Consider the following 7,278-nt stretch of genomic DNA (forward strand, 5'->3'; position numbering starts at 1 on the left):
AATAAGGGCGATGCTATCAGTCATCTGCAGGCACATTTGGGTATCACTCCAGATGAAACAATGGTTTTTGGCGACCATCTAAATGATGTAGAGATGATACAATGTGCCACTCACAGCTATGCGATGAAAAATGCTCAAGACGAGCTTAAAGCTCTTGCCGCCCACGTTACCGAATACGACAATAATGAAGCCGGCGTAGTGCGAACCATTCAAAAAGTAATTCAAAATTTATAATTTATTAAAATGGATAATAAAACAATCTTTACAGAAACCTATAAAGTGCGTAGCACACAGGTAAACCTCAATAATCAATTAGGACTTTATGGTGTACTTGGTATGCTACAAGATATAGCTGCCGAACACGCTTCATACCTCGGTTTTGGTTACCGTCAGCTCATACAGAAAGGCTTTTTCTGGGCATTGGTGCAACAAAAACTCAAAATGACCCGTTGGCCTGAGTGGAATGAGCAAATTACAGTACATACGTGGTCGTTGCCCATACAAGGGGTATATGCTTTTCGCGAATTTGAACTTTACTGCAAAGGCGAGAAAATAGGAGAGAGTGCCAGCACTTGGATAACAATGGACATACAGTCTCGCCGTCCTATTGAGCTAACCGACCAGCAAGAAATATTCTTTCCTCGCACAGACGGCGGACTCTCGTTTCGCACGGAGCGCATTACCTTACCCAGCGAAATGAACTTAGTAAAAGAGTTTCCTGTGCGTGTCAGCGATTTAGATATGAACTCGCACGTAAATAATGTGAAATACACCCAGTGGGCACTCGATATGATGACAGAGCGCAATCACCGTGAGTTTGTTATCAAAGAGTACAGTATCAATTTTCTATCAGAAACCTTTATGGGCGATGTGATGCAAGGCTTTAAGAGCAAAGGGCGATATTTAGATGAAGCTCATAATGTAGTAGAAACTTACCACTATGCCCAAAAGATAGGAGGAGCCAAACCTGCCTTTATATCACACTGGATAGCAGAGAGAATATAATTTTGTTTCTTGTTTTTTACTTATATTATAAGGAGTGTTAAATTTTTAACAAAATAAATCACAAAAAACTTCTAAAATATTTGTTTGTTTTTCTTTTTTATCGCATCTTTGCTCCGTGAAAAACCAATAGAAAGTTTTAGAAGTATGGAAAGAAAAATCTTCTTACTGCTAATGTTAGTATGGGGTTTTAGCCCTGTGCTCTTAGCGCAAAACAAACAAATTTCCGGTATAGTAACCGATGAAACAGGCTCGCCTCTACCAGGGGTGAGTGTACAAGTGAAAGCCACTACACATGGTATTGCTACCGATATGGACGGTAAATACGCCATAGAGGCAGCACAAGGCAGTGTATTGGTGTTTAGTTCAGTAGGCTATGCTACCCAAGAGAGAACTGTAGGGGCAGCAAAGGTGCAAAAGTTTAACATAACGTTAAAAGAAGACACCCAACAGCTTACCGAAGTAGTAGTAGTAGGGTATGGTACTCAGAAGAAAACAAATCTTACAGGAGCAGTAGCTTCAGTAGATAGTAAAAAACTTGAGAGTCGCCCTTCGTCAAACATTGTAAAAACACTGCAAGGTTCAGTGCCTGGTGTTACTATTATTTCTCGTCCAGGAGGTACGTCTCTTAACATTCGTGGTAGAGGTAACTTAGGTAGTTCAAGCCCTCTATACATAGTAGATGGTATGGAGGTAAGTAGTGGTTTCTTCGAGTCTCTTGATCCTAATAGCATTGAAAATATTTCTTTTCTCAAAGATGCTTCATCAGCAGCTATTTATGGTGCAAAAGCTGCCTATGGGGTAGTGCTTGTTACTACTAAATCGGGTAAGAAAGGTGTAATGCAAATTAGTTATGATGGCTCTACCACTATACAGATGCCTACTTATTTGCCTAAAGTGGTAAGTTCAGCCCAATATGCTGAAATGTATAGAGAAGCCGAGCGCAATACAGGGGTAACTGAGGCTAACCTTACTTTCAATGATGAAATGATACGTAAATATCGCGATGGTTCAGATCCAGACCGCTATCCTAATACTAATTGGTTTGATCTTATCTTGCGAAAACAAAGTTTTTTAAACAAACATAATATTCAGTTTTCAGGAGGTTCAGATAAATTTACCTATGTAGTAGGTGTTGGTTTCCTTAAAGACGAGAGTATGACTCGCGGGCAAGATACCAAACGTTATAACATCAATTCTAAAACATCTTCTGAAGTAAAAAAATGGCTTACTATTACTTCTAATATAAATGTAGTATACGAGAAGTTTAATAGAGATAACGGAGGTGCAAATTTTGTTGAATCGTTGCGAGTACCTCCTACCCAAGTAGCTAAACACTCTAACGGAGAGTGGGGCTCTGTGCGAAATGGCAGGCAAACTACGGGTGAAGAAACTTCTGCTAACCCATTGCGTCAATGGGCAGAAAACGGGCGTGCTAACTCTACTACTCGCCGTTTGTTAGGTTCTTTATCTGCAGAAATACGCCCTATAAAAGATGTTAAAATTACCAATCAATTTGGGTATAACTATTTAGATTATCGTGGATTTTCATTTATCAATAAACGCAAAGGGGTACCCAGTTTTTTAAATCCTGCTGTTACTAATATTGCTGGGTCTGGTTCTAAAGTAAACCAAATGGATATGGATTGGTTATACTCAGATAAGTTTTCTTATGATGGTTGGCTAAATTATGACCCCGTTTTTAATGAAAAACATTCACTAACAGTAATGCTTGGAGCAGCCGCTAATGTGTACAAATACAGACGTATCACTATAGGACGTAAAAACTTTGCAAGTAATAGTATGAATGATTTTACCGGAGGTTCAGTAAAAGAAGGTGACCAAATTACTACTAATAGTAAGGATGAGGATTATTACTTAGATGAAAGTATAGGTTCCTTTTTTGGTAGGTTAGGCTATACGTATGCTCAAAAATATCTTCTTGAAGCCAATTTCCGTGCCGATGCTTCTTCACGTTTTGCTAAACAAGGGCGCTGGGGCTATTTCCCTTCTTTTTCAGCTGGTTGGCGTGTAGAACAAGAAGATTTTATGAAAAATCTTACTTGGATTGATGCTCTCAAACTACGTGCTTCTTGGGGTAAGAATGGTAATATCAATAACATAGGTTTGTACGATACATATTCTACCTATAATAATACAGGGACAGCTCTAATAGGAGGGCAAAGCCAATCAGTCCTTACAGAAGGAAGAATTGGTAATAAAGACCTTACTTGGGAAAGTACTACTACTACCGACTTTGGTATAGACTTGAGTATAGCTAAAGGTCTTTTTGGACTTACTTTTGACTATTATAACCGTCTTACTGATGGTATCCTAATTCGTGCAAATGATATAATGGGAGAGACAGGACTTTCATCAAGTCAGATACCTGCACGCAATGTAGGAAAGGTACGTAATAAAGGAGTAGAATTTGTAGTTTCTCACCATAAAGAGTTTAATGACTTTTCATATAATATCTCTTTCAATGCTACTTATAACAAGAATATCATTGAAGATTTGGGGGATAAAGTAGATGAACTTCCTCCAAGTAGTTACTGGATCTATAAAAAAGGAGGATCTATAGGCGACTTCTATATGTATGAAGCAGATGGACTTTATTCAAAAGACGATATTGCTAATAATAGAATTATACCGTTAGAAGATCAAGCTCCTGAAGAAGGTATGATACGCTATGTAGATCAAGATGGAAATAAGGTTATAAATTCTAAAGACCGTACAGTAGTAGGTAATGATGTACCTAATTTTACTTATGGTTTCAACTTAGATATCAATTATAAGAAGTTTACTCTTTCAGTTCTAGGGCAAGGAGTAGCCAATGTAAAGGTATATTTAGAAAATGAAGCCTCACAAGCATTTTTTGATAACTCAGTACCCCGTGATTGGCAATTAGATTATTGGACAGCTAACAATCAGGGAGCAAGCTATCCTAAACTATTTGTCCCTTCAGACCCTCGATTCAAATACAATAGCCATAATTCTTCTTTCTGGTTATTTAACGCTGCTTATTTCAGAATTAAGAATATTACTCTTAGTTACTCTTTGCCAAATAATGTGCAAAAAATGTTAGGAGTTACTAATGCACGTGTATATATTTCAGGCGATAACCTCTTTACTTTCAGAGCTGATAAACGTATGAAAGACTTTGACCCCGAAGTAGCTAGTGGTCGTGGCTATTCATTAGGTATTAAAAATTATACTGCTGGTCTTTCTTTTTCATTCTAACTTTAATTTAAATACAGAATAAATAATGAAAACAATCATACAAAAAATGCTTGCTGCTGTTGCTTTGATGGCAATAGTGAGTTGTAGTGATGATTTCTTTGAGAAAACACCACAAGGAAGCTTAGACCCTTCAAAAATAGATGCTGAATTAGCGGTTGGTCTTAGAAATAATATCTATAACCAAATACCAGAAGGATATGGAAGTATCTTTACAGATGGTTTTGCCGATAACGGATATTCCCGAAATGCTTGGGATAGCAATGGGGCAGCCGTACAAAATAACTCGCTTACGGCAAGTTTAGATTTTGGTTACGAAGGCTATTATTCATCTGTACGCGTTTGTAATCAATTACTCGAAAAAATAGATGATTTTACTGAAGTACCTGCTAATGATAGAGAAAAGTATAAGTACGAAGCACGAACAATGCGTGCTTGGGTTTATGGCTGTTTGACCCTTTACTTTGGTGATGTTCCTCTTGTGACTAAAATTGCTAATGATTACCCTGATGGATTACCGAAAACTTCTGCTACTGAAATTAGAACTTGGGTGCTTAAAGAGTTAGACGAAGCTATAGCAGGGCTCCCTTCTGTTAATGATAGAGGTACTTTTAACAAGGTAAAAGCATATGCTATCAAAGCTCGTCTTGCTTATTACTTTGGTAAATATGACCAAGCTGAAACTGCTGCTCGTTATGTGATAGATAACGGAGGTTATCAGTTACACCAAATAACAGCACTTACCCCTCAAATGATGAAAGATGCTGAATATTTTAAAAAGTTTGTTGATTTTTCAGCTTATGGGCTTAGTGAAACAGATTTTATAAAAGGTATTTTTAACTATCAGGATATTTGGCAAGCTGATAATAGCAAAGAAACTATCATTGCTAAAGAGTATGCACCTAACGAACGCGAATGCGATTGGGTACGAGTTACTTGTCTAATGACACCTAACTTAGTCGAAAAACAAGCATGGGCTACAATTGTGCCTATACAAGAATTAGTAGATGCTTATTGGGCAGCAGATGGTAAAACACGTCCAACCCTTGCTACAATGCAGCAACGTATCGATGCTTATAAAGCATTGGCAGCAGAAGTGAGTGCTATAGAAACAAATAATCATCTTACTTATAGCCAAGCAGTCAATAGCATAGTCAACTCATTGCCAAATAAAGCCTACTTAAGTCAGTTTAAAAACAGAGATAGCCGTTTGTACGCTTCAATTCTTTTCCCTTTCTCAGCTATTAATAAATATCGTGCTGATGAATACCAGCAATATATACCCGATGTGGTAAATTATGGGCGTAGTGGTTATGCTTTTAGAAAGATGAGTGGAGCAGATGATGTGACTACTATATGGGGAGGAGGTTATTATGGTACTGGAGTAGATTTCCCCGTAATTCGATTGGCTGAAATGTTGCTCATTTATGCTGAAGCTCATACTCAAAATACAGGCTATGATGGTTCTGCAGTGGCTGAACTTAACAAACTACGAGTACGGGCAGGTATGCCTAATGTGCCTACAGCTCTTTCGAAAAACGATGCTCTTGACTTTATCCGCAAAGAACGCCGTATAGAACTTGCCGGTGAAGGATTGCGTTTCTTTGATATTAGGCTGTATGAAGATAACCAGCGAAATGGTGGTTATAAAGGCAGTGAAGCTGCAAGTGCAGTAATGACAGGTAAAATTTATGATGTAGTAGGAAATCCAGGAGTGGATAAGGTTTGGAACCAACGTTTAATGTATATGCCACTGCCTACTACAGCTTTAGATAAAAACAAAAATTCAGGAATGAACCAAAATCCAGGATATTAATTTGAACTTTGTAGATAATAAGAGCAACTGTCTGAGAGAAAATGATTTTTCTTTTAGGCAGTGCTCTTTTGAATTCTAACACTTATGAAACTATATTATTTTTTACTTCTGTTTAGTTGGGGGCTTTCGGCACAGATAAATGTAGTGCCTCAGCCTAATGAAGTGCGTTATCACAAAGGCACTTGTGCTATTGATACGCCTATTACTTATTTAAAAGATGCGCAAATAGCTCATCCTGAAGGCTATCAGCTGCTTATTCAACCTAAGAAAATAGTGGCTAAATACGCTACTGAAGCAGGTAAATACTATGCTGAGCAAACACTTAAGCAGTTGGTATTTCAGGCAAAAAAAGAACGCAAACAGTCGTTGCCTTGCCTTACCATTACTGATGCGCCTCGTTTTGCCTACCGCGCCTTAATGGTCGATCCTGCTCGTCATTATTGGAAGATAGACGACCTGAAGAAGTATATAGATGTGATGTCTCAGTACAAATTCAATTACCTGCATTTGCATCTTAATGACGATCAAGGATGGCGTATAGAGATAAAAAAATATCCTAAACTGACAGAGATAGGCTCAAAACGCAAAAACTTCGAGGGTAGTAAGCGCAATAACGAAGGCTTTTATACCCAAGAGCAGATGAAAGAGTTGGTGCGTTACGCTTTAGAGCGCAATGTACAGCTAATACCAGAGTTTGATATCCCTGGTCATAATGATGCGGCAGTAGCAGCTTATCCTTTCCTTAGTTGCAATGATACAATCATAGAGGTACGCACTACAGCGGGGGTATCTAAAAACCTCTTGTGTGTAAGCAAAGAGTCTGTTTATACATTTGTAGATGATGTTATCAGCGAGCTGTCAGAGGTGTTTCCTTGCAAGTATTTCCATATTGGGGGTGATGAAGCGCCCTTAGATAAATGGATTGAAAATGCTGAAGTACAACAGCTTAAGAAAAAACTGCAGACTACTGACGACCAGCAGTTGATGAGTTACTTTTTCAAAAGAGTAAATGAGTCCTTAGTGAAAAATGGCAAACAACCGCTCATATGGATGGAGCTAGAAGTGCCTACTTATCCACAGAATAGTGTAATGTTTTTGTGGCGGATGCGTACTACCCCTAAAGTGTTAGAACGCGCGTTAAAAGACAATTTCAAAGTGATATGTTCGCCCGGGGAGTATGCCTATTTCGACTATCCACAAGCAAAAGACGACCTTCCTAA

The 7,278-nt window shown here is 38.3% G+C and carries 5 protein-coding genes; all 5 read left to right on the forward strand.

Annotation, left to right across the window (positions count from 1 at the left end):
• Nucleotides 1-234, forward strand: a 234-nt coding sequence (locus HMPREF9074_RS04100) for an HAD family hydrolase (protein ID WP_034539754.1), incomplete at its 5' end; no start/stop codon positions are given.
• Between the two features lie 9 nt (nucleotides 235-243).
• Nucleotides 244-1,005: an acyl-[acyl-carrier-protein] thioesterase gene (locus tag HMPREF9074_RS04105; RefSeq protein WP_009733851.1), complete on the forward strand. Its 762-nt coding sequence runs from the start codon at nucleotides 244-246 to the stop codon at nucleotides 1,003-1,005.
• Between the two features lie 144 nt (nucleotides 1,006-1,149).
• Nucleotides 1,150-4,245 carry a SusC/RagA family TonB-linked outer membrane protein gene (locus HMPREF9074_RS04110; RefSeq protein ID WP_009733850.1) on the forward strand — a complete coding sequence of 1,032 codons (3,096 nt, stop codon included), beginning with the start codon at nucleotides 1,150-1,152 and terminating at the stop codon, nucleotides 4,243-4,245.
• A 25-nt stretch (nucleotides 4,246-4,270) separates the two neighbouring features.
• Nucleotides 4,271-6,058 (forward strand): RagB/SusD family nutrient uptake outer membrane protein, encoded by a 1,788-nt coding sequence (locus tag HMPREF9074_RS04115; protein WP_009733849.1) that lies wholly within the window; start codon nucleotides 4,271-4,273, stop codon nucleotides 6,056-6,058.
• An 84-nt stretch (nucleotides 6,059-6,142) separates the two neighbouring features.
• On the forward strand, nucleotides 6,143-7,278 hold a 1,136-nt coding region (locus HMPREF9074_RS04120), incomplete at its 3' end, for a beta-N-acetylhexosaminidase (RefSeq protein WP_034539756.1).

The sequence above is a fragment of the Capnocytophaga sp. oral taxon 329 str. F0087 genome, assembly GCF_000213295.2.
Taxonomy (GTDB): Bacteria; Bacteroidota; Bacteroidia; order Flavobacteriales; family Flavobacteriaceae; genus Capnocytophaga; species Capnocytophaga leadbetteri_A.